Genomic DNA, 24,146 nt, shown 5'->3' with positions numbered 1-24,146 from the left:
TGCGAATCCGGAAGCGGTGTTAGACGGCCCATAGATCGTCTTCGGTCGTTTTTGTAGCCGATCTTTTCGCTGTTGGTCATAACCTTAGGGGCGGACCGAAGATCCTGCTGCGATTTGATGATCGAAAGAACATGGCCCAGACGTTTGTTTCCTACGATAGCGGTGTGGCTGACGCGCTGGTCCTTACTGAAGACACGGTAGGGAAGTGAATGACCTTTCCATCGGACCTCCATTGCGCGATCAGGGAAGTCGTAGACCTCCACATACTGACCTGTCAGATTCTCCGAAAGCTCACTTCGTTCGAGGATGATCTGCTTGCGGTCATACGACAGGGTGAGTTGCTCACTGACATGGCGCTGTTCGCGGTCGCACAGGATGTCAGTCAAACGATTCGCTTGCACATTGAGAGAACGGTGCAGATTCTCAGGCTTGGCCGCGGTCAGTGCGAAGCGTTCGTTGAATCGCTGGACGAACCCAGGCAAGAAAGTGTTACCGGCCTCCATATCGCACACCTCCTCAAGGCGTAGCTCCTTCGCCAGGCGATCTTGCAGGGTGCGGTTGGCCCGCTCCACGCGACCCTTCGCCTGACCGGAGTTCGCACAGAGGATCTCGATGTTCAGCTCGGCCAATGCCCGTCCGAATTGCGTCATACCCGAATCGCCCTTCGCGTCCGGCTTATTTACACGAAAGACGGTGTGTTTGTCCGAGTAAAATGCTGTCGGGCAGCCATGGCATTCAAGGTGCGCGCCGAATAGAAATGTCAGTATAACCCGTAGCCGTCGTGCGGTGGGAATGTGTGAAATCAACGCACTTAGTGATTTCCAAGGGCTGTGGGAAAGAGGGGGAGGCAGGAGACCTTTATCGTCCTGCCTTCCACGCTTTCCATCAGACCGACATTTCCACCGCGCTGTCCCTTCCGAATTGCCTCGCTGAGTACGTTGGCGATCTGGCGCGAATCGAAAATCCATCTTTGCGACATGCGCGTTTACCGGTACTAACCGGTGTAGTCCATCGTCGTCGCAATTCTTACCGTTACCGGAGAGGGATGAACGATTCCAAAAAACTGGTGACTCAGTCCTTTGGACTAAGCTTCTGCATCACGTCGTCCAGGTTGAAGCTGGCTGGCTTCGCTCGAATGGGATATTCCTTGAAGCTTGCGAGCCACTGGGCCACGGCGGCCTGTGCAGGGACGTTCACAAAGGCTCTGTGGACCATCCAGTCGTCATAGAAGATTGATTCGGGACCACGTTCGAAAGGATCTGCCCGGAGGTTGTAGATCAGTGGAAGGCGTAGCTTCGTGTAATCATTTCCCCAGACTCCGAGACCGGTGACCGAGGCGCTTGTTTTCCACGATCGCGGTGTGGCTGACGCGCTGATCTTTACTGAAAATGCCGTAGGGAATTGAGTGCCCCTTCCATCGGACCTCCATCGGCCTGTCGGCGAAATTATGGATCTCAACGTATTGGCCAGCTAGTTTCTCCGACAGCTCATTACGCTCGAGTATGACCTGCTTGCGATCGTAAGTTAAGGTGAGTTGTTCTCCGACGTAGCGCTGTTCGCGATGGCATAAGATGTCGTTCAACCGACTCGCCTTCACATTTAGAGGACGGTGAGCGTTCTCCGATTTAATCGGAGTCAGTGCGAAGCGCTCGTTGAAACGCTCGACAAAGAGCGGTAGAAAGGCATTTCCGGCCTCCATATCGCACACCCTCTCCAGGCGAAGCTCCTTCACCAACCGATCCTGCAGGGTCCGGTTGGCGCACTCCACTCGCCCTTTAGCCTGGCTTGAGTTCGCGCAAATGATCTCGATATTCAGCTCAGCCAGCGCTCTGTCGAACTGCGTCATGCCAGAACCTCCCTTAGCGTCTGGCTTGTTTATGCGAAAGACGGTGTGCTTGTCCGAGTAAAAGGCTGTCGGACAACCATGGGTTTCGAGATACACTTGCAGTGCCTCGAAATAGGAGTCCGTGCTCTTACTGGGTACAAAGCGCAACTGCATCAGCTTGCTTGTTGCGTCATCGATGAAGACCAGAAGCGTGCACGGCTCGCCACGGCCTTCGAACCAACGATGCTCACTCCCGTCGATCTGGATCAACTCGCCGTAGGACTCTCGCCGCAGCCGCGGCTGGTGGAGCTCCTGCGCTGCTTGCGTGATAGCCAAAGACCATCATCAACCATTCATGTCCGCAACGTCTCACGTCCGATCCGGATGTCGTGCTTGTCATGCAGAACTTCGATAGCGAGCGTTGGACCGAAGTCGGCATACTTCGTCCTGACCAATTCCAGCACTTGCTTCCGAAGACCAGGGTCGGCTCGATGATTGGAAGCCTGACCTCGTCCCCGGTGGCTTAGGGCTCCGCCGCCAAGGTCGCGGAATCGGGTCAAGAGCCGGCCTACCTGCCTGACGCTTATCGCCAATACGATGGCTGCCGAGGAAACAGTTCGTTTGCCAGAAAGGACTTCCGTCAAAATCTCAATGCGTTGTACATCGCGTTCGCTCATCAGCACCCAACCCATAGACGTCCGTCTCCAAGGCCATGACCTTGAGAGGGTAATCGGACATTTCTATCGGGCAAAGGTAGGACATTTCTGTCTGGCGCTAATAAATCATGTTGAATCTCGTTAGAAATGTCAGGGTATCTTTCTCATTAGAAATGTCAGTATAGGTCATGGTCGTCGTGCGGTGGGAATGTGCGAAATCGCCGCTTTTGCGATTTCCACATTTCCATCCGCCCCGCTCGCGCTGACTTTTTACGCCGTTCATTCACTGACAAGAAGCCGACTCGTGAGTACCAATCCGCTATCGATGAGCGAGTTGGCGATTGGACTAAACCGCGCTTCGCGGGTAGCTGGAAAGTAGTACGATTTGGCAGGGCAATTTGCATAATGCACGCCACCAGAGCCAGCGCGGCGATCAGAACTTTTCTCAATGTGGGGCCGGCACGAAATTGCTGCACTGCATTGAATCCCATAAAGCAATTGCCCTGCCAAATCCCCACACGGTTTAGTCCAAATCGCCGTATCCACACTGCTTCCTATCTGCAACCCGATAACTGCACTTCTCTGCGCCCGAAGCACTGTCGATACGGCGCTATAGATTTGTCATCCGTTATCCGGGCGCAATGGAGTAACTCTAGGCCCCACTACGCTAGTCGGCTCCGAACCCGCCGCCCCATAATGTGTAGGCGAGATTAGCCACGGGGACCATACTCCGGGTGCCTCGGATCAGGAGGAAACTGAAATCCCGATCATGAACTTCGCATACGGAGCCAGCGGCCCGAAGTGAAGAACATAACGGGACCGACCTGGGGCCATCTGGAATGCCTGCTTGCTGCGTAAGTGCAAGGGAACCTCGCTCGATCACTACCATCTGCCTCAATCCCCTGTTTGCACCAGAGCCCCTTGCGTGGCTTTCTATTTTTTGAAAACCAGCGGGGGACCGCTGACGCGCTTCGCATGGATGTCGACATCCACTTCAACGCGGTTTGCGATCCTGATGAACGGAATGCCGCTATTCATCCCGTAGTCCTTGCGATCAAAGGCCATCATCCCCTTGATCTCGCCTGAGCCTGTGCCCTCACCTGACACCGTCAGCGACAGGGTCTCGGATTTCGAGACTCCGCGTATCGTGAAAGTGCCTGGTATGTCAAAGGTGTTTGGACCGGTCGGAACAACTTTTGTCGAATGGAACGTGATCAACGGATCATGCTGGGCGTCGAAGAAGTCTTTGCCCTTCAGTTTGCCGTCCTTCATGCCGCTTCCGGTATCTACGCTGGCCGCCTGAGCCTTGATGTCCAGGACGCCTGTCGTGACATCCGGAGATGTAAACGTTAGAGAGGCGTCCCATTTGTCGAATTTGCCGGCTATCTCGACCGAAGCCTTCACAGAGAACTTAACCGTGCTATCTTCCTGTGTAATTGCGAAAACGGGCGTTTGCGCGCGGCCTAGCGGCGTCAGCACGGCTGCGGCGAGAAGCGGCAGTAGTGTCAGATATCTCGTCTTCATGCACTTCCTCTTTCTTGATCGGTAACATCCCGAATATCTATCAAATAGCGTAAGAAGCCTAATCTTAATAACTGGGCCCTCTCAACTCGTCTCGATTCCCATGAAGGACGCCGATATCGTACGTGACACTTATCTCGCTCGCTCCCACCCAGGACACTTATGAAGACGGGAGCAGTTTATAAACTCGGTATCGCTCCGACTACTGGCGAAAGTGACAGGTGTTTCTCCAGATGACTGATCTCGGCATTGCCTTGGGACAGCGCAAACACGTCATCTGCCCTCTCGATAGACGCTGCAACCATGACGAACACCTGCCTGAGATTCATGGCGTTTATTCGGACTGACGATCTCCGCGCCGCGCTGAGACGCTCTGCCCGGCACCTTCAATCAGGCTGCATGGGAATATGGCGTCGCGTGCTGGGCGTCAATCCCATCCTTGAGCTGCATCGGCGTCCGATCTGTGCTCCCGAATCGGTCGGATTACGAGCGCTTCTTGGCTTGTCGTTCATGATGAAACACTACCTCTTCCGACCGACGGTTTCATGAAACTTCACGGCTTCCCACCGGAAGAAGCCGAACAGTGGTTTCTGATTAAGCTTGTCCTCATCGAAGTTCCTCTAAAGTCGGCTTTTCAGCAACTACAATTCTCGCGCGCGGAGCGGATGGAAATGTTTCTATGCACGCCCGATCGACTTGGGCATCACTCAGCCGTAAAGGGTGAAATTAGTGGCTTACTACTTGTACAGTTTGCGTGCGACGACGATAATTCAAGGCGCGATAGGACGACGAGCGCCAACGGGCCATTTGGGTTTGCTGTTTGGAGCGGCTTATGCAGGCGAAGCCAAAGACCATCGTGGTTCTCGGAGGAGGCCGGAATCTCTACGGCATTCAAAGGCGGATTACGCAGTTATCTTTGGCCATTTGCCTACTTGCCGGGGTTGCATTTGCATCTCTTCCCCGTGCGGCAGATTCGCTGCGACCCAAAAACATTCTGGTACTGCATAGCTTTACAGATCGCAAGGCTTTGGGTGATCTAGCGCTTCTGAGATCGACATTGCGGTCTCAGTTCGCCGCACCTGCAAACTTTGAGGTTGAATATCTTGAATCGCAACGGTTCGACGTCGGAGGCTACGAGAACAGCTTAAGCGAATCACTGGCTTACCTATACAGAGGGAGAAAGATCGACCTCATCATCGCCGTTGTCTATCCGGCGCTTCGTTTTGCCATCGATCATCGCGATCGGATATTTCCTGGTGTCCCCATTCTCTTCATGTCCATCTCTCCGAACAGGTTTGAGGGACGGACGCTGTGGCCGGGTGTGACCGGGGTTACAACCAACGTAGATGTTACCGGGACGATTGAGCTGGCCCTCCACCTTCATCCTGATACGGAAAGTGTTGCGATAGTCTCTGGAACATCAGAATTTGAACGGTTCTGGTTGCGATTGACTAACCAGGAGCTTCAGCGGATCGGGTCTAAGTTAAAAACGACCACTCTGATCGGACTTCCGCCGGATCAATTACTGAAGGAGATTGCGGAACTTCCTACTCGCACAATTGTGTTTTTTCAGACGATACCGCTGGAGTCGGCACAACCTCTGCACGGTACTTATTACATACTTGAGGCCATTGCACGGCAGTTTCCGACCTACTGCGTTCTCAATTACTGCTTTGATCATGAGGCTATCGGCGGATCTTACTCGGACTCGGATATTGAAGAAGTTATGGCCGGCCAATTGGCTGCACGACTACTGTCAGGCGAGAAACCGGATAATATTCCGGTCCTTCACAACTCCGCAGCACACGCCAATGTGGACTGGCGCCAGCTTCAACGATGGAATATTCCAGAATCTTCTCTTCCGTCTAATGCGCTTGTTCTATTCCGACAGCCTACTGTCTGGGAGCAATACCAGAGGTATGTTCCTGTTGGACTCGCAATAATCATTGTTCAGGGATTGTTGATCCTGGGATTACTAATACAACAAAGAAGGAAGCGCAAAGCCGAAATTCGTCTACGAGAAAGCGAGAAACGCTTCCGAACGATGGCGGATGTAACTCCGTCTTTAGTCTGGATGAGCGACAAATCTGGGCTCGTCACCTATCTCAATGAAAGACGGATCGACTTTACAGGGCGCGATTCAACGGATGGGAATGGAGATAGTTGGACGGCGTTCGTTCACCCCGATGATTTGCAGGGTGTTCTCCGTGCAAACCAACTCGCGTTAGAGCAGCGGAAAGGATTTTCCAAAGAGTATCGACTCCGTCGGAAAGACGGGGTATATCGCTGGATGTTGGACGTCGCCGCTCCGCGAATTAATGGAGATGGCACGTTTGCCGGATTCATCGGTTCGGCGAGCGATGTAACAGACCAAAAACTTGCGCAGGAAGCACTCGAAACAATCGGAGGCAGATTAATTGAAGCCCAAGAAAAAGAGCGCACCAGAATCGCGAGAGAGCTTCATGATGATATTTGTCAGAGACTGGCGCTCCTGTACATGGAACTTACACAAGCGATCCAGGGGGCAGATGTCGTAAATGATACAGCCAATACGCAGTTCGCTGAAATCCGGCGACACTGTTCTGAGATCGCTGGAGACGTTCAAGCGTTGTCGCACGAACTGCATTCCTCGAAGCTGGAATACCTAGGCATAGTAGCTGCATTGGCGAGCTTCTGTCGAGAGTTTTCCAAACAGCACACTATAGACATCGAGTTCAATCACAAGGAGATCCCAGATAATTTAGCAAGCGATATCTCCCTCTGTTTATTTCGAGTTGCACAGGAATCCCTGCACAATGCTGTGAAATATAGCGGCGAAAGCTGCTTCTCAATAGATCTACGACGCATCGCGGATCAGCTTCAGCTTGAGGTCCGTGACGCGGGCGTGGGTTTCAATCTAGAACAAGCGAAGCTAAATGGGGGATTGGGTCTCGTGAGTATGCAAGAGCGCGTGCACCTCATGAATGGTATGTTTTTCGTCGAAACGAAGGCGAATCACGGAACGAAGATTGTCGTTAGCGTTCCGTGGGTTGGGGAACCGAGCGAAACAACTAACGGAAGGTTCAGGGTCAAGGATACATAGGAGGTGGAGATGGGACGAATACGAATATTGTTAGCTGACGATCACCCCATGATTTGTGCTGGCTTCCAAAAAATACTGGAACCGCATTACGAAGTGGTAGGCTGCGTAAAAGATGGCCTTGCTCTATTAGAAGCTGTTGAAGAGCTCAAGCCCGACGTAGTGCTCGTGGATATAGGGATGCCCTTGCTAAACGGCCTGGACGCAGCGCGAGAAATTAAGAGAAGAGAGCCTCGTATGAAGCTAATTTTTCTTACCATGAACTCTGACGCTGACATTGCTGCCCAGGCGTTAAAGGTGGGTGCCCGCGGCTATCTTCTTAAGACCTCAGAATCCTCCGAGTTATTGCGGGCAGTTCATGATGTGGTGCAGGGGCTCTCGTATGTGACCCCGCAAATTAGCCAGGCCATCGAAGAAAACTTCATCAGAGATCCCAACGGAATGCATCGCTCAAAACATCTCACCAGCCGGCAATGTGAAGTCCTGCAAATGCTTGCCGAGGGGCGATCCATGAAGGAAATCGCCTATGTTTTACGGATAGCGCACCGCACTGTCCGTTTTCACAAGTCACAAATTGTAGAGGAGTTGGGCATTACCACCAACTCGGAACTCGTTCAGTATGCGATGAAGCACGGAATGATCTCATCTAGCTGAGAGGCAAAGCGAACGTTCCCGGAAACAGATGGAATTGTGAACCGATCACGTCATTTAAGGTTGAAGGTAACGCCGAGCAATATCCCGCTTGTGACTCCATCGTAGATAAAAGTCGAACTGGGGCGATAATTCACGTCCAGATAGCGCCAGCCCAACTGCAGCATGACTGTCGGTTTAATCTTGTAACCCACCAAGCCGGCTACCTGGTAATCCACATTCGCGCCTCCGGCACCCGCGTCGCCCAACACCGTAATCATGGCCTTGGATGAAAGCGGCATTTGGATCTTTGCTCCTGCTATCACGTCCACCCAGTTTGCTGACTGCGAGTTGCTCAGGTCGGAGGGTTGAAGGGTAAAGTCTTCCCCTAAGTGCCAGTAGCGTATGCCAAGTGTGGCATCCGCCTTAATCTTTTCCTTATCTACAAGCCGGTAACCGGCATTGGGTGTCAGCAGGGTTTGCGTAAGCTTGGCCTTAACAGACGTAACGCCAACTTGATTCACCGGCAGTGCTTTGTCGTCGGAGAGCTTCATCCAAAGGAAATCGACTGGAAATACGAAGCGGCCCTTGCGAGCCTCGACCGCTGCCATCAGTCCGATGTTGAACTTCGAAATAATGTCACCGAAGCTGGCATGATAGCTCGTGTCTATGCCTCGAAAGCCGGCTGTGCCATGCGCGCCTGCAAACCACAGATACGGGGTGACGTCGAAGTGCCAGTGATCGTCGTGGGGTGTTGCCGAACTTTGCGGAGCAGACGCACCCGCTGTCTGGTTGTCCGAGCTCAGATCTACTGTTTGTTGAGCAACCGCAGGCGCGGACAACACCAAGGCCAGCGATCCTGCGAATATCAACAAACAAGTTTTGCTGTGCAAATTCATAGTGGTCCCTCTCTCAAAAGAGCCTGACTACTCGTCAAAGGGGAAGATGCGCTTCCAGTCGTTCTTCATGCTGACTACGATCCAGGCATTTTGTTTTGCTTCTGTCAGCAACGCTTCGGAGAACGTGCCGACATGAGTGTCAGGAAGATTTGCCGCGGGGCCATAGGCATATTCGCGTTTCGCGTCGTCGTGGAGAACGAGCATCATCAAGTGCGCTCCGTCGCCGGACTGCGTCCATTCCAGCATCTGGGTATCGCCCGCGGAATTGCCGAAGGCGGCAGAGGGCCGCTTGCCGATGAAGAGATTGATCCCGATGGGTTTGCCGGGCCCATCATCGATGAAAAATGGCTTCGGTTCTCTCATGAGTACAGGCTTGCCGTTCGTATTGACGTACGTTGTCGCGATGCTCGATCCAACGACCTGTTCCGGGGGGACACCATACACCTGCTCGCTGTAGACGCGTACAAACTCCTGCCCACCGCCCGTGACGATAAACGTCCTGAATCCATTGGTGCGCAGATACTTCATCACTTCCAGCATGGGCTGGTAGACGAGGTCAGTGTATGGCCGGTCGAAGCGCGGGGCTTTTGCATTGGCCAGCCAACCCTTCACGAGACCCTGAAACGCTTCCGTGCTCATTCCTGCGTGGGTCACTGCGATGATTTGCATCCAGTCCGCTTCGGTGAACTTACTCATGGCTGCGTTGTCACGCGCGAGCACCGACTCGAACGGCTCCTTCTGCTTCCATTCAGGATGGCTTGGTGCCATCTCTCCTACGCGTGCAAGCGCAAAGGCGGCCTGCCCGTATAAAGGATGTTCAGTCCAGAGCGTCCCGTCTTGGTCAAACGTGGCGATCCGGTCTGCTGGCTCAACATATTTCTTGCTGGATTTGTCGGTTGTGTCTTTTACGAACGCGAGGACTGCTTGTTTTGCAGGTCCGTCATTCCAAGATGGGAGAGGATCTTGTGCGCGTACATTCGCGATGCCGAACAGGGCGACGAATAGCACCAAAGTCCCCCTGAGACTCCAAAGAGTGTACGTGTCGAATCGTCTCATATCTTTTCGCTCTCACTTAAGTTTTGCGACATTGTCTAGCGTGAAAAAGCTGGGGCGGCCCTTGCGAGCCGCCCAGCAAACGTCAATCTCGTTAGTTTCCGGGACCTTTGGCCCCTGCCTGGGCTTCAGCCATCCTCTTCGCCATCTCCGCTTTGACTGCATCGAGGTTAAAGCTTGCACCCCGTTGCATTGGAGGGTAATCGAGGAAGGTTTGGAGTTCCTTGGCCACCAACTGCTGGACAAAGACAAAACGCCAGAATTGGTATTTGAACCAATCGAAGTATTGCTGGCCCCCTTCTTTCGTCCCGTTGTTGGGCCAGCCCGTGCGTTCGAACGGATCGAGACGCAGGTTGGTGATGTAAGGTACGTCAACATGGGTCTTTTCACCTAACCAGCCCTGTGGTTGGTCGATGAAACGGTACTTGTAATCGTCAATTCGGATTGCTCCGACCGTGCTTTCGCCGAGGTAGAAGATCTCATGACGGGCGGATGGGCCTTTGCCCGTGATGGCGTCCAGCTGGTTATAGCCATCCAAATGGTTTTTGTAGGTCCGATCGCCGATCTTTTTGCCCGCCAACAATTCCTGGGTGATGTTTGGATTACCAGCCGCAGCAGCGAAGGTGGGCAACCAGTCCATGCCGGAGAAGATGCCGTTTTGTACGGAGCCAGCCGGCACATGGCCCGGCCAGCGAAGGATCGCGGGCACCCTGAAGCCGCCCTCAAGGACTGTTCCTTTGGATTGAGCAAACGGCGTCTGACCGCCATCGGGCCAGGTAAAGACTTCGGTGCCGTTGTCGGTTGAGAACACAACAATGGTGTTCTCATCCTCACCGATATCCTTCAACTTCTGAAGCACGAGGCCGATGTCATCGTCCAACTGAGCCATGCCGGCTTCTTCTTCCGACCATCCATTCTCTGAGTTCCGCATCGCTTCGTACTTCGGTGAGAGGTGAGTGACGATGTGCATGCGCGTCGGGTTGAGCCAGACGAAGAAGGGCTTGTTGTCTTTCTTGGCCTTGTCGATGAAATTGAGGGACATGTCACGAATCTCGTCATCCACGGTCTCCATACGCTTGGGATAGAGCGTACCGGCATCCTCAATCTTCTGTTTGCCGATTGCTCCCCAGCGGGGCATATCGGTCTTGTCATCCGTTTCGGTAGCCCAGCAATGGACCATGTTGCGCGGGCCCACCTGATTCAAGAGATTCTGGGGATAGTTGGGATGCGCCGGGTCCTCCATCGCGTCGAGGTGATACAAATAGCCGAAGAATTCGTCGAAGCCGTGAACGCAAGGCAGGAATTCATTCTTATCGCCGAGATGGTTCTTCCCGAACTGGCCGGTTGCGTAGCCCATCGACTTCAGAACCGTGGCTATCGTTATAGATTCAACAGGTAATCCGGTCGGAGCACCAGCCTGGCCGACGGTGGTCATACCTGTGCGGATCGGAAGTTGACCGGTGATGAAGTTGGCACGGCCTGCGGTGCAACTCGCCTCGGCGTAATAGTCCGTGAATAACATTCCCTCTTTCGCCATTTTGTCTAGGTTCGGTGTCTTCCCGGCCATCATGCCGCGATGGTAGGCGCCGATGTTCCACATACCGATGTCGTCGCCCATGATGAACACGATGTTGGGTTTCTTCGTACCTGCGGCTTGCGCATGTGCCACCGCACTTGGGGTTACGCTCACGAGCGAAAAGATCGAGACGGCAAGCGCTCCCAGGGCCAGTTTTAAAAACGTAGCTCTCATCCCCATTGCTCTCTCCTTGCCAGGTTGTAATTTCATGGCGCCTCGATTGAAGCTGCCGCTAGGTCGAGTTGCTATTGCTGCCGACCAATTCCACTACGATCGCGGCTCTAAAGGAACTGTCTCTTGCGACAGGTGCGAGGAAGTGGATTTGAAAGCAGGATCGGCATTGTAGAGCGTTCCCCTACAGTTTCAGAGTCTGAGAAACAAACGTCTTTCCCAACATGGCCTCGCGGATCGCCGGTACGAGATCGGTGTTGATCCGGGATTTAATGACATACGCGGACGCCCCGGCGGCAAATGCGGCCGCAACAAAATCGGGATCTTCGTGGATCGTCAGAAATACGATCTTGGTACGACAGTTAACCTTCTGGAGCCGTTTAGCGGCCTGAAGTCCATTTAGACCAGGCATGGAAATGTCGATGACGAGGACATCGGCATCCAGAGTCAGAACAAAATCGATAGCTCGATCGCCATTTTCTGCTGTGCCAATAATTTCAAACTCCTCGCCAAATGTTTCTCGAACCTTCGCGATCATCGATTGATGATCGTCAGCGAGCACCACTCGAGTATTTGTCACCGGAACCCCTTCGCTATCTATGACCACCAATGCCGTGATTGTTCACTTGCTATGGAGCATTTGAAACTGTCACTTGCGACAGTGACCAAATTCAGCAGTCCTCGCACGTCGCAGATTCAATACGCCACCGGCCGCTAAAATACCCCTCCACTGTCGCAAGTGACAGTTACGTCCTCGGCGAGCGCAGCCTATCCTTTTTCGTCACGGAGACCAGAAGAGGTCAGTCGTCCAGGAGAGAGATATGCAAACTAGTCGAGGTTTTTCCGAGATCGCGATCAAAAGCCTGGTGGTTGCAGGCGTACTGGTGATCGGGGCCCTTTCCGGTTTTGCGAAAGATAAGTATGAGACGATCGATGCCCACGCGTTCGGCACGGGAACGCAAATGGGCCAGAATATCGGAGTGACCTTGAATATCTATGAGTTTTCGACTCCCGCGGACAGAGTGACGTTGCTGCAAGCCTTTGAGAAAGGCCAGAATCAAGGATTAGTAAATGCGCTGCAGAAGATGAAGTCGGTAGGACACATCGAGGTCACAGGTACTCTGGGCTACGACTGCGCCTACATCAAGATGACGCCGACACCGACTGGCCGGAAAATCGTCTTTGTCACAAACCGTCTACTCCGCTTTGGCGAAGTCTACTACGATACACAATCGCAGTCTTTCAATTTGACCGCCGGCGTACTTGAAATCAACGATCAGGACAAGAGCAAGAGCACTGGCGCCCTCTATCCGGCAGCACAACTCATCGTTGATAAAGAAGGCCAGCTACAGTTAGACCTCAATCAGAACGCCTGGCGACTATCAGACATTATCGATTGGAAAGGGACAGCTGGAGTCAATTAGGCCGGATTTACTGTCTTTCTTGCTTTTCCGCTCAGCTAATTCCGCTGCTCGGAGATCACGAGTGCCCCAATTATGGATTTAAGTGAATGCCACAGTGTGAGGTGTTATGACGATTCATCGATGCTTTGCAATCGGGTGTACTCTGCTGTCATTACCGCTCGTTTTTCTGGCGAATGTTGCAGGGGCGCAGTCGAAGAGCGACAAACACGCATGTTCAGAGCCAAATTCTGCGCAATTATGCAAAGCGGCCAACACATGTGGATCATCTTCCACCCCGTGCATCGTCGACGTGAAACGGACTGGCGATGGTGCTTCTTCTACTCCCAATACCCAGAACGCTAAGAGTAATGCGCCCTTCTGTGTGACGGTCGGCACGACGGTGACTTGGAAGAGCACAGCCAAGAACGTTGGCTTCATTGTTGACCCAGGCACTCCATCGCCTTTTGAACCGGCGGGAGCCATCATCGGCGGTTCCGACCGATCCGTTAATGTCGTGGCAAAGATCCCAGGATGCTACAGGTATTCTGTGGGAGCTTGCATGTCAGGGGCAATCTATGGAATGTGCAAAGAAACAAGTGCGGAGGTAATTGTCATCGGCGGAAAATGAACGCCTCGTCGTGATTCGACTGTGAGAGAGATCGATTTATGCTTGCGGCTGACTGGACACCCTCAAGAATGTTCCCTTCAACTAGTCATCAACAGTAACGTGTACGATAACACGCACAGATGTACAAGGAGGTTGCGATGCTGTTTCGTTCAAAGCGATTAAAAGGGTTGCTCTCCGGATTGTTTGCCCTGGCCATGGCTATTGCCTGGCAAGGCGCTTCCGCACAGGATGTGGTTCACGCAGTGAGTGGAATTGTGAAGAGTATCGATAGAGATTCGAAGACCGTGGTCGTCAAGGCGGCTGACGGTACGGAACACACCATTAAGTACACGGATCAGACGGCCGTGAAGGGTGCCAAGGAAACCGGAAAAGGCGTAGAGAAGGGCAGCGTAGACACTTACATGGGCGCCAAAGTAGGGACTAAGGTTACCGTCAATTACACGGAGAAGGCTGGTGAGAAGACAGCCGTCGGCGTAAAAGACGCCGGCAAAGCAACGGCCAAAGCAGTGACGCAGTGAGGCTTGCATGGGACTCAATTGCCGGACGGCCGGGCGACATTCGCGCGGTCGTCGGCAACCACAAGGCTAGTGACGCCACAGTCGCGATATGGGAAGTCATTGTGTTCGAAAATATGGTTTCGCACTGAGGTAGAAAGTTTCTCGCAAGTCTTGTCGTTCAACATTCTGATCGTGATCGTCAATGGCAAGACAACTCCTGCGGCTGGCACTCAGTTGATGTTAGGTCGGCATACAGTTCAATATTTGAGCAATCTCTACAGGTACTACGTCGCGTACAAGCGCTTATGATCGGCAAGGAAAGTCCCTGTGATTGGGCAGGTAATTGCCATGGCTCAGGTAAGGTCCTCGATAGCAGAAGATTTCTCGATCACTCGCGGCGGCCCGCTGCATTGGCTCCTGGTTCGCCTGGGCCAGGCCGGAGATGAACGGTGACGCGTCGTCCGGAGAGCCTTCGTCGTCATTCTGATTACGTGGCTTCCCCTGCTTCTCTTGTCACTCTTGCAAGGACTGGCCTGGGGACACGACATCAAAATCCGTTCCTTCGGGACCTTGCCGTGAACGTACGTTTCTTGATTACAGTTCCGATCCTGATTCTGTAACCGTCGGTTAAGGCCTTGAAGCATATCGACTTTCAAATGGGGTTAAGTAGGAGGGTCACAATGGAATCTGCTGCCGTCTCTTCCAAGATCGAAAGGCGCAAACGAGGAAAAGCGCTTCGCGAAAAGCTCCCACGCACCTCGCAGTCTGAATGGAAACCTCGTTCCAAGTCGCAAGACATAATCAAACTGCTTGAGGGATCGGACGCCGATCGAATTCCGGCTCTGATCCCGGTTAAATATCAGAGGATGGCGGTCTCGCCTTTCACGTTCTTCCGCGGCGCGGCGATCCTCCAGGCGCGAGACCTGGCAAATGCGTCTGTGTCGGGGATTATGGTTCAGGCATGCGGCGATTGCCACCTGGCGAACTTCGGCGGCTTCGCCTCACCCGAAAGAGTGTTGGTCTTCGATATCAACGACTTCGACGAAACTTTCCCTGGTCCATGGGAATGGGACATAAAGCGTCTGGGAGCCAGCCTGATACTGGCAGCCAGGGACCGGGGTTTTTCCAAAACAGTGGCGCATCAGGCTGCGCGAGAGGCAGCTGCGTCCTATCGCGAGCGGATGTCTGAGTTCGCAGAAATGAAAGTGCTCGACGCTTGGTATGCAAGAATCAGCATCGACGATCTGAAAGATCACTTCCGAAACAATCAGGATGTATCAGCCCGGTTGTCCAGGAAGCAAAAGCAGGCCCGCTCGCAAAACTCCGAGGCTGTTGTTCCGAAGCTTACTGCGGCCGGGAATGGAGGCCGGAAAATTAAGGACAACCCACCAGTCATCTATCATTTCGAGGAATATGCTGAGAATGTCGAGAAAGGGCACGCAAAATTTATCGAGCAGTACAAGAAGTCACTGGCACCGGAGAAACGACAGTTGTTAGGGTGCTATCAGCTTCAGGACAGTGCAATAAAAGTTGTTGGAGTAGGGAGCGTCGGCACGCGCTGTTTTCTCGCGCTCCTTCTCGCTGACGAAAACGATCCACTTTTCCTTCAAGTCAAGGAAGCGCGCAGGTCCGTGCTTGAGTCACCCCGTGGAAAGAGCCGCTATGTGCATCAGGGTCTCCGAGTCGTGGAGGGCCAACGTCTCATGCAAGGCGTAAGCGATATCTTTCTCGGTTGGGCTCGCAGCAAAGAGCACGATTTCTACATTCGTCAGTTCCGTGACATGAAGGTCTCCGTCGAGATCGATACCTTTCGGCCTACCACCCTGGTTGCCTACGCCACCGTGTGTGGCTGGGCTCTTGCGCGAGCTCACGCTAAAGCTGGCGATGCTGCAATGATCTCCGGATACCTGGGATCGACGGATCAGTTCGATAGCGCCTTGGCGCAATATGCGGAAGCCTACGCTGACCAGGCGGAGCGTGACTTCGAAACCTTTCAGAAGGCTATTCGTTCCGGGCGCCTTTCGACGGAGCCAGAAAAGGGCGCTGGCCTGGAGTTCCTGTTGTAGCGGATATCAATCTAAAAGGCGCGCCAGAAGAGTAGCATCCGGGAATCTCAGTAGAGGAGAAAATGAATGTCCCCGACCTCGACTTCGTCCCGCCAGGCTCTGTTGTTGGTCTCTGCCTTTTTTGCTCTTCTTCTGATTGCCTGCGGCAAGAAAGCTACATCCCCGGCCAGTATGGAGCAGGCAAAGCAGGCGGTTCCTACGCAGCCAGCATATTCGCCAGACGAACCGCCTCCGCCGCTGAACGGCATCGCGCTGCCGAAAAGTTACGGGCGTGACACTGGCGACCTGGATGTGATGGTGAAGAGGCGCAACATCCGTGCACTACTCATACTCAGCCCCATCATGTTTGGACGACATCGACCGACAAGGATTCGAGGTCTATTCTTCGCCGCTCTGAAAGTTGTGCAAACCCGCGAATATAATGAAACAGAGCCGGAACGATGAAGACCCCACCCCCGTTGTCATCACAGCGGCCAAAGGCGATCTGGCGGACGCATATCGATTGATCCAGGCTGCAATGAATCAATGACATGGATGACGATAGAAATTCGATTGGCGATTTACCTCCGGTGTATTGAACCGATCGCTGTATGCGTGCAGATTACGCATACAACCGCGGTCAACAAGAGAGTCCGGCCGCTGACTCATTAAGGAGGTACACCATGTCTCGCATCTCAACAATAGGCAAGTTGCTTCTCGTTATCCCGCTCATCGCGGGTCCATTTGCACCAACCCCTGCGGCGCAAGCTCAGGAGGACGTGACTGCCAGTGTCCCCTTTGAGTTCTCGGTAAACAATCAGCGCATGGTTGCAGGCAAATATCAGATCAAGTTGGTCTCCAACCGCTTTCTGGTCTTACACGACGCCAGTACCGGCAAGAGCCAATTCCTGATGGTGTCTCCGGCGTGGGTAGATGTCATTCAGTCCCGGGGACGTCTCGTCTTCCATCGTTATGGAAGCAGCCACTACTTATTCCAGGTATGGATTCCGGGTAGGAGCGGATACAGCGAGTTTATGCCTACCCGTAGTGAACGACAGACGATGCTTGCGGCGAAGATGCCCTTTTCTCATGCCAATGTAGTAGCGGCTCTTAGTACGCCAACACAATAACTATAACTATCGAGCAGCCGACCGCTTCAACCGCTACCGGTGCTTATGCGCCGCCAGGCAGTACATCTCGAAGAATCATCATCTTTCCGTGACGAATTTCTAAAGTGACAAATGGGGCCCGTTGTAACTCGCTGAAAAGACGCGTGGATTTTAAATGGTCGGCTCTAGTGGACGATTTTCGAACTTTTGTCGTCTCAGATCTTGCCGAACCTCCCGGACCAATTGGGACTTCGTTCCGGCGTGGTCAATACATCGCCAATGTCTTCCATTTGATTCGAGTTAATTGAAGTTGTTCCACGCGCAGCCCTATCTCGGCCTCCTCTTCGGCAAGATGCCGCCTGTCTTGTCGCCGGTTTTTTCTGAGACAGATCTCTGTATCGCCCCCTTTGCAACGTTTCCGGCTAAACTCCCTACGTCCGCAACAAAGCTTGGGTTCGATGTTGTCCCTTGAATCCTGAAGGACACGCCTCCCTGATCGCCGCCCCGACCCGTTCTCTCCGCCCGTGCTTCGGATCTATTGGTCTGCAAGTCGGCAATCATACTGAAATCGAGCGCACCGTTGGGGCTAATCGTACCGGCTCCCGTCACCACGCCGAGGGATGGCATCGTCACATTGATGGCGTCGGCCCTCGTCACGTCTGGAGCGATGCGTGCATTCAAGCTGGCATTTTGAATGGTTGTGTCGGGATTAGAGGAGGCTTTTCCACTAAATGCTGGTAAAGCGCCTAATTTCGAACCCATATCGAAACCGGCCAACTTCGTGTTCGACATCCGCACCGGGCCGGCAATCACCAAGTTGTCGAGTGAACCGCTGATTGCCAAGTCGGCCGACAGTGTTCCACCATTCAACTTCGATCCTGAAGGAAGCATTACGCCAAGGGCTGGGAGCAGCGCTTCCAGCTCATCGACCGACATGTTCGGGGCGCTAAGCTTCAGGTTCATCACCTGCGTTTCGCCCTGGGCCTGAAATCCACCCGTGAGCCGAGCGACTGACTTGCCGATTGCTATGTCCCCTTGGGTGATGGTGCCGACCTGTCGGTCGAGGTCTTCGTCAATTGCGTATTTGACCGTCACGACTTTCGGAGACGGTGACCCTTTGGGTGAAAGCTTGAGCTTTTCGCAGGTGATGGTGCCCACTGCCTTGGCCTGACTGCCATTCGAGTTCAACGTTCCCTCAAGATCGACAGAGCCGGCGATGCCGCTCCCCGGATCGACGAAGCCCGAGGCTGCGAGATCCAAACCCCTCACCTTCATTGGGGCGTCGAAAGGAGTCTTGGCCGAGTCCTGCGGATTGATCGGTCCCGCTCTGCCGGTGAGCTTGGCATCGCCACCTCCGGGCAAGTTGATGGTCAGCCCGAACGGGAACTGAGAAGCTAAAGAGAAGTTTGAAACTTCTGCGTTTAGCTTGTCGTAAACCTGCGGCTTCGCCGTGGAGTTGACTTTGCCGACCGATAACTTTCCATCTTTGATCTCCAGCTTGGCGATCGAGAGGTTCTGTGAGCCACCCGACTTCGCCGGATCAGGAGGGTTGTTCTTGTTTGCTCCGCCGATACTGGAAAAGTTCCAGGTTCCATCAGAAGCTCTAAGCAAAGTAATCTGGGGCTCCTCAAGCTCGATCCCCGTTATGCTTAGTTGCTTGGAGAAGATAAGCGGCATTACCTCGACGCCGACCTCCAACGACTTCATTGTTATAAACGGTGATTTGCTGAAGGCCGGATCGTCGGCGATGCTGACATTCTTCACGCCGACGTTGCCGCTGAAGAGCGAAAAGCTCATCTCTCCCAACGTCACGGGCCGTCCCAAGGCACTCGTCAGTTCCGACTCGATCTTCGGTCGGAAGCTGTTGATGTTGATGAAAAGCGGTAGCGCGATCAGTATTACGACCACTGCCGCGACGGCGATTCCAGCGATCTTCAGAGCACGTTTATTAAATTGCATTGATTTGTCGTATTCTTCCGCCCTTTCAAGGATGCTTTCGGCATATGGCTGACCGAGAGTCGAAATCTGACCTAAAGTGAACGTTATAGTTCTGGCCCGTATTTCCATCCCATCTGGACCGGGCGCACCCGGTGGCAGTCCTTGCAAAGTGCCCTGCCTGAAAGGCTTTCGCTAAAGTCAGCGAAATAGCGAAGTCATGGAAGCTCCACTGCCCAGGCAACGACCTTCCAACCCACTCCCTCTTTGGTCCACAACAACAAAAGAGCGGGTGATTCTTCCTGCCCATAGTTCAATCGACTGGCGGAGAGGTAATAAGCTCCGTATTTTGCATCAGCAGGCTTCAAGTCCGGTGCATCCTGGTGCGGTTGACGATTTTGACACAGAAAGCTATCGGCCATCTGGTCCGGCACGGCCATGATCGCGAAAGCCTTGGAGTTTTCCTGTTGGACTGGGGGCAGTAGATCATTGCGGGGCTGCAGACCAGACATCATGTCTGAGAGATTCGCACCGGATGGAATTCTCTCGAGCGGCTGTTGAAGCCCAGACTGGATTCTGGCGATAGGCGTCATTTTCTGCTGGTCTTTGGAGGGGGCGGGCAGGCACTGATAGGAGCGCGGTGAGGCAAAGGTGGAAGCCCGGATAACATCCCGTTTCATGATCCAAGTCTGGTAGAAGGCCAGGATGTCGTTTCCAGCGGCGGGATCACCGGCGATGGCCCGCGGTTCTTCCACTGAGGGTTCGGCCTGAGCCGCAGCGTTCTTGGGGACGATGCCCGCATCGCCGCCATCTTCGAGGCGGATGGCGGTGATCTTCCAATAATCGCCCTCTTGAGCCCAAAGCAGGGTCATAACCTTGTTCCGGCTATCTCCCTGCTTTGCGCGAAACGCGGTGGCAAAGTACTTCTCCTTAGAGCGATTACCCGGATCATCGCTCAGTGGGGCAACGCATTTCTCGTCCGGTTCCATGTCCGCCGGCACGCTCACTAGCAGGAATTCCGACGCATACGCGTTCTTTGCCTCTTTCAATGCTTGCGACGACTTGGCGGCAGGATCGAATACGTCGGCAACGGAATTTGCCTTGCCAATGCTATCGCTGAATTTCTGCATTGCCATCAGTGTGCGCAGCCGAATCATGCCTTCCGGCGCGGACTTGCTGGTCTTCTGCACCGTCGTCTCCAGACACGGATAGCTTTGGCGCGAAAAATAAGCAACCGACTTGTTCGGTTGCTTCTCCACGACCCAACTTTGCAGAAAATCGTGCGCGCTCTTATCGACGCCCTGATCGGCTTTCACGCCGGGATTTAAGGGAATATTGCCAACGCTCGCGGTGGCGTTTTCCGCTTGCGGCTTCCCGCCAGATCCAAGCTGTCCAAAGACGTTGCGCCACCAGCCATTCAGACCTGACCAGCGACCGTCATGGCGGTCCAGGTTATTTCCCGCGCGGACATCCGAGTTGGCAGCGGACAAGTGTCCATTGACCAGGCCCTTAGGAAAGCCCGAAGCGCGATAGTCGACATCAATGTCGGACAGTTTATGGTCCCGCGAAATGGAGAACTGAATCGATGGTGGTCCGTTTTTCAGCCGGTAACAAATGGGAAACCCCCCGTGATAGACGGTGTTGTCCTTATCGCGCAAGAACTCCTGGCTGCGGCTGAGAATGTCAACCGCATTGGGCTTTAGGTACACATACAGACGGAACTGGCGGTCACCGCCTACGCCGGATTGCTCTCCAAGCACTTCGTCAACGGCTTCCACCAGATCAATCGCTCGACCCAGACTCTTGCCAGTTGCATCCGTCATCTTGGCGTTTAGCAGAGCATGGGTCACGGCGTCAAACGTGGTGCGGACGGACAGTCGGCCGTTGTTGTAGGCCTCTTGGGGCACAAGGTTGCTTCCGGTCGTGGCGTTGTAACGGCGAATGAAGTCGTCTACCAGTTGTTTTTGCTCAGGGCGTAACGAGGCATAGGATTTGCCAAGTTCCAGGGTGTCGCTTTTCGCCTTGTTGGGAGGGACCGGGACCGCCTTGTTCTGGTCCGGTTGCGCTTGAGCAATAACCAACTCGAACGGGAAGAGTAAGAAGGCGATGAGAATGATCAGTCGGGCCATTTGCTTCATCGTTACCCTCCATGGGAGTTGGCGAAGTCAATATAGGCACTTCTTCAGCTTGATGGTACGAGTGGGGCCAAGGCGAGGCAAGTAGGAGTTTCCCCAGTGGCAAAGAGGCTGGGAGACTGAATTATTCGAAACGGCAGATTGCTCCGAGAGTTGATGCAATGGCCTACGAGGGCTTCACCAGCGATAGCCCGCTCCCAGTTGAGCTTGGGAGACAGAGCATTTCCACGATTCAAACAGGCCGATTACGGTTGCGTGCCCGCCAGCCGTTGGACCTTTCCGTCCTGGCCACAGGACAGGCGGGTTGTTACCGCGCCCAGGGATCGCGGAATGGTGGAGGGAGTTCGCACGTTTTCGCGATGTGCTTCGATCAATGTCCAAGAGCAGATTGTACGCCGACTCTCTACTGAATTCGTGGGATTCGCTGAATGTCGGGTTCCGAGGATTCTGGGCGTATTGTCGCCTACGCCGAACTTGCGATAGTTCCCGGATCACGGGATCCGGAAACTATCTCGTTGTGCCTGAAAAGTCCGCCGCTTGATCTCCACGTTGAAGTGAGTGATCGTGTTGGCAGGTTCAAGGAGGATCATCGATATGCAGATTCGTTCGGTTGGCATTGATCTCGGCAAGACGACCTTCACCTAGTGGCCCTCAGCGCAGCTGGGAAGGTACTGTTGCGGAAGAAGTTCACCCAGAAGCAGCTGATCACGTTTACCGCCAACCTGCAGACTTCCTTGATCGGGATGGAGGCATGTTCGGGTGCTCACCTTCTTTGGCCGTATCCTGAGAGAACAGGGCCATGATGTGAAGCTGATTCCAGCTCAGTTCGTAAAGCCTTTCGTGAAGTCGAACAAGAACGACTTCCTCGATGCGGAAGCGATCGCCGAAGCACAACTGGCCGCCGCACTCGATCACAACCGATAAGCTGGGCTCCTATCCCAAGGCGATTGGCCGGCTGCAGCACGAAGGCAAGTTGCCACAGGACACGAAGCACCGCACGTCGAAATATCTAAACAACATCATTGAGGCAGATCACGGTGGTCTCAAGCGGGTGATCCGTCCCACCCGCGGTTTTCAGACGATGAGAGCAGCGTCTGCCACCATCAAGGGATTTGAGGTTATGCGTATGATCCGCCGCCGCCATTGCCTCCTCTGCAAGCCTAAGGTCGCCGGCGAAATTCAATTCATCAACAAGCTGTTCGATGTTGCTGCCTGATCTGTAAGGGCGAGTCGCGTGTACGCAAGTTAATGCAACAGGGCCGGATTTTCCGATTATCGGATCAAAACGATATCATGGCAAACCGATTCGCTCCACTACCAATTGCGGCGTCGACGCATTCGTAGCCACGTTACCGGCCCCTACGAGGAGTTCGAACGGCTGAAGGCCGCCATTCGCTGCTTTCGCGCGCTGTAAGGTCGGTTTCATCAACGAAGGTGTGAGAAGGAATGTGGTGGCTGCCTCCGTACCGGCCGTGTTCAGTCCCCCCACGATCAAAACATGTCCTGTCGAGTTAAGGTTCGGAATGTAGGCGATCAAGCCATAGGTATGATCAGATTGCGGTGTGCCGTATATCGCGGCCTCTCCGGCGCGGGGGTGTGAATTGACAATTCCGGATGGGATATCCGAACCCGGGTGAATGCTGAAGCTGAAATCCATCTGTGGCTGGAAGAGCTCGATCCAGGGATTCGCCTCAATGGAGCCGATCAGGATGGCATTGCCGGTTCGAAGGTCTTGTATACGCAGGTCTCGCGCATAACGGATCATCATGCGGGCGGGCACGACCTCATTCAACTGCGCTAGGTGGGCCACGAAATCCAGGTCTACGACACTGGTGTAGCGACGCCTTCCTAGTTTCAGTAGCTCCGGCGTCCCGGGAACCTGGTCTGTCCTGAGCTTCGTCCTGTAGCTCCCATCGAGATAGTTTGCGAGCGGTACAGGACGTTCCGTAACTCCCTGCATAATAACCAGCCCATCGTCAGAGGGCACGATAAAAGTATCCCGCTCGTTGGTGAACATGTGTGCCCAGAGCGCATGGGACAAAGCCTGGTCCGCATGAGCATGCGCATACTCGGGCAGCCGCCGGAGGAGAGGAACAAGAACCGCAAGCAGCCCGATGGAAAGGCTGACACAAAGAGCCGTCAGCGCAAGTCTTCCGCGAAGCGCTTCTTTCGCAGTTAGAAACCAGCTCCCGGCTGCAGCATCGTCGGACCGCTTCGTTTGATGTTGTTGTGGAAGCCTGATCTCCTCTTGAGCCTCTTTTGCGGCTGGAGCTACCTCGGCGCCGTCCGCGGACAAATCATCGATTGTGCCGGTCTCATCATCCGGCTCACTCGGCGTTGCTGCCGACTTAGCCGGCGCAGTCGAAAATATGGGGATATAACCGCCCCGTGGAATATCGACTCGTATGGTTTCGTCGCTGCCCTCTCCCGCGAAGTAGTCCTCGATTCGCTTGCGAAGATTACGGGCATAGCTGCGAACGATGTTGTCTTCGTTTGAGTCATAGCCCTCGGTCCTTCCGAAGACAAGGACTCCGATCTGTTGCTCGGTGATCTCCTCGCTGCGATCGCGGATGTGACGATCGACAACATAGAGAAGGAAGTCGGCCATAAGCCGTGATCGACCCAGGCTTCTGCTCGAAGCAATCCGCATTGCGAGCTGCCAACGGGGATCTTCCCTGCGCCCACGCACCTCTACATCGCCTATCTTCGGCGGCGGCAGAGAAAGGTCCGCATCGATCGTCGGCGATGACTGAAGGGTTTGCATGATCTCACTGTCGTCTGATGAGGCTGATTCTAAGCAGTCCCGATGAACGTTCGGTGAATCGGCCATCGCGCACCGTGCGAACACTCGTGCACGAAGGCAACGTTCGAAAAGGTAAGCGACGCATCATGAGTCGAATAGAAGTATCACGGCGTGTAAGCGAGCTTCACACCTGAAATACACCTACCGCTCCCAGCCAGGGCTTGCCAGTATCTGAACCAAC

At 53.9% G+C, this 24,146-nt stretch carries 17 protein-coding genes and 3 pseudogenes; 9 read left to right on the top strand and 11 right to left on the bottom strand.

Annotation, left to right across the window (positions count from 1 at the left end; genetic code table 11):
- Nucleotides 1-17 precede the first annotated feature (17 nt).
- The 4 genes and pseudogenes from BDD14_RS06280 to BDD14_RS06270 form a co-directional block, all read right to left on the bottom strand.
- Nucleotides 18-743 (bottom strand): annotated as a pseudogene (locus BDD14_RS06280) (transposase family protein); the annotation flags it as partial.
- A gap of 328 nt (nt 744-1,071) precedes the next feature.
- On the bottom strand, nt 1,072-1,197 hold the full coding sequence (locus tag BDD14_RS33690) for a hypothetical protein (RefSeq protein WP_278045471.1): 126 nt from the start codon (nt 1,195-1,197) through the stop codon (nt 1,072-1,074).
- Nucleotides 1,198-1,330: 133 nt separating this feature from the next.
- Nucleotides 1,331-2,517 (bottom strand): annotated as a pseudogene (locus BDD14_RS06275) (ISNCY family transposase); the annotation flags it as partial.
- Nucleotides 2,518-3,414: 897 nt separating this feature from the next.
- Nucleotides 3,415-4,005, bottom strand: a complete 591-nt coding sequence (locus BDD14_RS06270; RefSeq protein WP_130418059.1) for a YceI family protein — start codon at nt 4,003-4,005, stop codon at nt 3,415-3,417.
- Between the two features lie 829 nt (nt 4,006-4,834).
- Here BDD14_RS06270 and BDD14_RS06265 point away from each other — a divergent pair.
- Both BDD14_RS06265 and BDD14_RS06260 read left to right on the top strand, forming a co-directional pair.
- A complete protein-coding gene (locus tag BDD14_RS06265) occupies nt 4,835-7,084 on the top strand; it encodes a sensor histidine kinase (RefSeq protein ID WP_130418058.1) in 2,250 nt (749 codons plus the stop codon).
- Between the two features lie 9 nt (nt 7,085-7,093).
- Nucleotides 7,094-7,735 (top strand): response regulator, encoded by a 642-nt coding sequence (locus BDD14_RS06260; RefSeq protein ID WP_130418057.1) that lies wholly within the window; start codon nt 7,094-7,096, stop codon nt 7,733-7,735.
- Nucleotides 7,736-7,785: 50 nt separating this feature from the next.
- On the opposite strand, the gene BDD14_RS06255 is transcribed toward BDD14_RS06260, so the two are convergent.
- The 4 genes from BDD14_RS06255 to BDD14_RS06240 all read right to left on the bottom strand — a co-directional run bounded on the left by BDD14_RS06255 (nt 7,786) and on the right by BDD14_RS06240 (nt 11,975).
- Entirely contained in the window at nt 7,786-8,586 is an 801-nt protein-coding gene (locus BDD14_RS06255; protein WP_130418056.1) for a hypothetical protein, read from the bottom strand.
- A 51-nt stretch (nt 8,587-8,637) separates the two neighbouring features.
- The gene (locus BDD14_RS06250) at nt 8,638-9,666 is read right to left on the bottom strand and encodes an HAD family hydrolase (protein WP_242617774.1); all 1,029 of its coding nucleotides are present in this window, start codon (nt 9,664-9,666) and stop codon (nt 8,638-8,640) included.
- A 91-nt stretch (nt 9,667-9,757) separates the two neighbouring features.
- Nucleotides 9,758-11,413 carry an arylsulfatase gene (locus BDD14_RS06245; RefSeq protein ID WP_242617773.1) on the bottom strand — a complete coding sequence of 552 codons (1,656 nt, stop codon included), beginning with the start codon at nt 11,411-11,413 and terminating at the stop codon, nt 9,758-9,760.
- Between the two features lie 181 nt (nt 11,414-11,594).
- A complete protein-coding gene (locus tag BDD14_RS06240) occupies nt 11,595-11,975 on the bottom strand; it encodes a response regulator (protein ID WP_130418054.1) in 381 nt (126 codons plus the stop codon).
- Nucleotides 11,976-12,231: 256 nt separating this feature from the next.
- On the opposite strand from BDD14_RS06240, the gene BDD14_RS06235 reads away from it, so the two are divergent.
- The 5 genes from BDD14_RS06235 to BDD14_RS06210 all read left to right on the top strand — a co-directional run bounded on the left by BDD14_RS06235 (nt 12,232) and on the right by BDD14_RS06210 (nt 17,113).
- A complete protein-coding gene (locus BDD14_RS06235; protein ID WP_130418053.1) occupies nt 12,232-12,834 on the top strand; it encodes a hypothetical protein in 603 nt (200 codons plus the stop codon).
- 744 nt (nt 12,835-13,578) lie between these two features.
- Nucleotides 13,579-13,959: a hypothetical protein gene (locus tag BDD14_RS06225; RefSeq protein ID WP_130418051.1), complete on the top strand. Its 381-nt coding sequence runs from the start codon at nt 13,579-13,581 to the stop codon at nt 13,957-13,959.
- A gap of 659 nt (nt 13,960-14,618) precedes the next feature.
- Nucleotides 14,619-16,004: a DUF2252 domain-containing protein gene (locus BDD14_RS06220; protein ID WP_130418050.1), complete on the top strand. Its 1,386-nt coding sequence runs from the start codon at nt 14,619-14,621 to the stop codon at nt 16,002-16,004.
- Between the two features lie 66 nt (nt 16,005-16,070).
- Complete coding sequence (locus BDD14_RS06215) at nt 16,071-16,448, top strand: hypothetical protein (protein ID WP_130418049.1); 378 nt, start codon at nt 16,071-16,073, stop codon at nt 16,446-16,448.
- Between the two features lie 218 nt (nt 16,449-16,666).
- Nucleotides 16,667-17,113, top strand: coding sequence for a hypothetical protein (locus tag BDD14_RS06210; RefSeq protein WP_130418048.1), 447 nt, complete (start codon nt 16,667-16,669; stop codon nt 17,111-17,113).
- Between the two features lie 306 nt (nt 17,114-17,419).
- Here the strand turns inward: BDD14_RS06210 and BDD14_RS06205 are convergent, their stop codons facing one another.
- Nucleotides 17,420-19,051 (bottom strand): AsmA family protein, encoded by a 1,632-nt coding sequence (locus BDD14_RS06205; protein ID WP_165419941.1) that lies wholly within the window; start codon nt 19,049-19,051, stop codon nt 17,420-17,422.
- 194 nt (nt 19,052-19,245) lie between these two features.
- On the bottom strand, nt 19,246-21,165 hold the full coding sequence (locus tag BDD14_RS06200; RefSeq protein WP_130418046.1) for a hypothetical protein: 1,920 nt from the start codon (nt 21,163-21,165) through the stop codon (nt 19,246-19,248).
- Between the two features lie 591 nt (nt 21,166-21,756).
- Between BDD14_RS06200 and BDD14_RS34340 the strand changes: the two are divergent.
- Together BDD14_RS34340 and BDD14_RS06190 are read left to right on the top strand one after the other, a co-directional pair.
- Nucleotides 21,757-22,053, top strand: a pseudogene (locus tag BDD14_RS34340) (IS110 family transposase); the annotation flags it as partial.
- Nucleotides 22,031-22,378 carry a DDE-type integrase/transposase/recombinase gene (locus tag BDD14_RS06190; RefSeq protein WP_130418045.1) on the top strand — a complete coding sequence of 116 codons (348 nt, stop codon included), beginning with the start codon at nt 22,031-22,033 and terminating at the stop codon, nt 22,376-22,378. The pseudogene BDD14_RS34340 and the gene BDD14_RS06190, both read left to right, overlap by 23 nt.
- Before the next feature lie 75 nt (nt 22,379-22,453).
- Here BDD14_RS06190 and BDD14_RS06185 read toward each other — a convergent pair whose 3' ends face one another.
- Nucleotides 22,454-23,926 (bottom strand): hypothetical protein, encoded by a 1,473-nt coding sequence (locus tag BDD14_RS06185; RefSeq protein WP_130418044.1) that lies wholly within the window; start codon nt 23,924-23,926, stop codon nt 22,454-22,456.
- Nucleotides 23,927-24,146 lie beyond the last annotated feature (220 nt).

It is taken from the genome of Edaphobacter modestus, assembly GCF_004217555.1.
Lineage (GTDB): Bacteria > Acidobacteriota > Terriglobia > Terriglobales > Acidobacteriaceae > Edaphobacter > Edaphobacter modestus.
Note: the sequence above shows the minus strand (reverse complement) of the source record. Positions and strands in the feature narration are given on the sequence as shown.